This window comes from Kitasatospora sp. NPDC004799 (assembly GCF_040609095.1).
Classification (GTDB): domain Bacteria; phylum Actinomycetota; class Actinomycetes; order Streptomycetales; family Streptomycetaceae; genus Kitasatospora.
This window is the reverse complement of record NZ_JBEXJK010000757.1, coordinates 1-1705: the sequence shown is the minus strand read 5'-3', so window position 1 is coordinate 1705 and position 1705 is coordinate 1. Positions and strand designations below refer to the sequence as shown.

The 1705-nt window shown below is 75.5% G+C and carries 1 protein-coding gene; it reads right to left on the bottom strand.

What is annotated here, in order from left to right; translation table 11 throughout:
• Positions 1-1705, bottom strand: a 1705-nt coding sequence (locus tag ABZW03_RS40565) for a M48 family metalloprotease (RefSeq protein WP_355269855.1), incomplete at both ends; no start/stop codon positions are given.

Genomic DNA, 1705 nt, shown 5'->3' with positions numbered 1-1705 from the left:
CTCCTCCGGGGACTTGGCGTTGCCGTGCAGCAGGATCCGCTGCGCCGGGAAGCCCCCGCGACCCCGCCGGGCAGCACGCCCACCACCGCGACGACCTCCAGCACCGGGCCGATGTGGGCCGGCGGCAGCCCGGGCAGGCCGTACGCGCCCAGCAGCCCGGCCGTGGTGTACGGCCACCCCCCGGTCAGGACCTCGCCCTGGGTGTACCACCAGTACAGCACGCAGGCGAGCGCCGCCGAGGCGGCGGCCAGGCCCGCGAGCATGACCGGGCGCAGCGAGCGCCCGCGCCAGGAGGCGATCCACCACTCGGCGTTCTGGGCGGTCCAGGTCATCGCCAGCACCAGCGCGGCGACGAGGATCAGCAGGGCCTCCGGGTGGGCCGGCCACCAGTTGTTCCAGGCCGCCCTGGGGCCGAGCAGTTCGCCCGCGACGAGGCCGGCGCCGAGCCACAGGCCGACCGGCCAGCCCGGCGGGGTCGGGCGCCCGGTGAGGACGGCGTACACCACGGCGCGCCACAGGGCGACGCCGCCGATGCCGACGACGAGCGCCGCGATGAGCACCGCCTTGGCGGGGAGCGCCTGGTAGGGCAGGCTGCCGAGTTGCCAGACCAGGATGTCGGCCGCGAGCCCGGTGAGGAAGAGCGGCAGCGCGTCCAGCGCGAACAGCGCCTTCGGGTCGGTCAGCGAGGTCCGGCGCAGCTCCCAGGACGCGTGGGTGCGCCAGAGTTCGACGAACGCGGCGAGGGCCCGCGGCCGTGCGCGGCCGGAGCGCGGCGGCGCGGGGACGTTCCACGGCTCCCGGCTCGCGCCCCAGCGGGCCGCCATGAGGTCGGCGTAGATCTCGCGGTTGCGCAGGATGCCGGCCCGGGTGAGGTGGACGGACACCACGATCAGCAGGCCGAGCACCAGCTGGTGGGTGTTGAACGGGGCGAACTGCCCCCGGGCGTCCGCGGTTCCGGTGAAGAGGAGGTTCTTCACGCCCACCGCGGCCCACGGGAGCAGGACCAGGAGGAGGAAGACGCGCCACAGGGCGACGGTGGCGTAGGTGATGCCGACGTCCTTGTTCCGCACGTGCGCGAGCTCGTGCAGGACGACGGCCCGGAACCGCTCCCGGTCCGTACCGCTCGTGGCGACCAGCCCGCCGTACAGGCAGACCGTGGGGTTGCGCCAACGGCCGAACACCACGGCGCCGACCGCCGGCGCGGCCGGGTCGACGACGAAGCGGGGGGCGCGGGCGAGTCCGGCGGTGGCCACCAACTCGTCGAGCTGCTGCCGCAGTCGTCCGACGGCCTCCAGCTCGTCCAGGGCGATGACCCGGGAGCGGCGGCTCCGCCACACCGGCAGCAGCCCGTACACCGCGAGGGCCGCGACGACCAGCAGTACGCCCACGGCGACGGACACCGCGTCGAAGTCCTGGACGTACTGCGCCGTGCAGGCCTTGAGCGCGGACCGGTTCCGGGTGAAGCGGACGAAGCCGGCGTCCACGGCTGCGCCGGGGTCGAGGCCCGCGGCCAGCCAGCAGGCCGCCTCCCGGTCGGCCTTCTGCGAGGAGGCGAGGAGCTGCCAGACGGTCCTCGGGACCATGGCGGCGCCGGCCGCCGCCAGCAGGAGCAGCAGCACGCAGCACGCCCCGCCGGTGACCCGGTGCAGCTGGACCACCTCCGACCAGGTCGGCACGTCCGGGTCGCGCAGCACGCAGCGCGGGC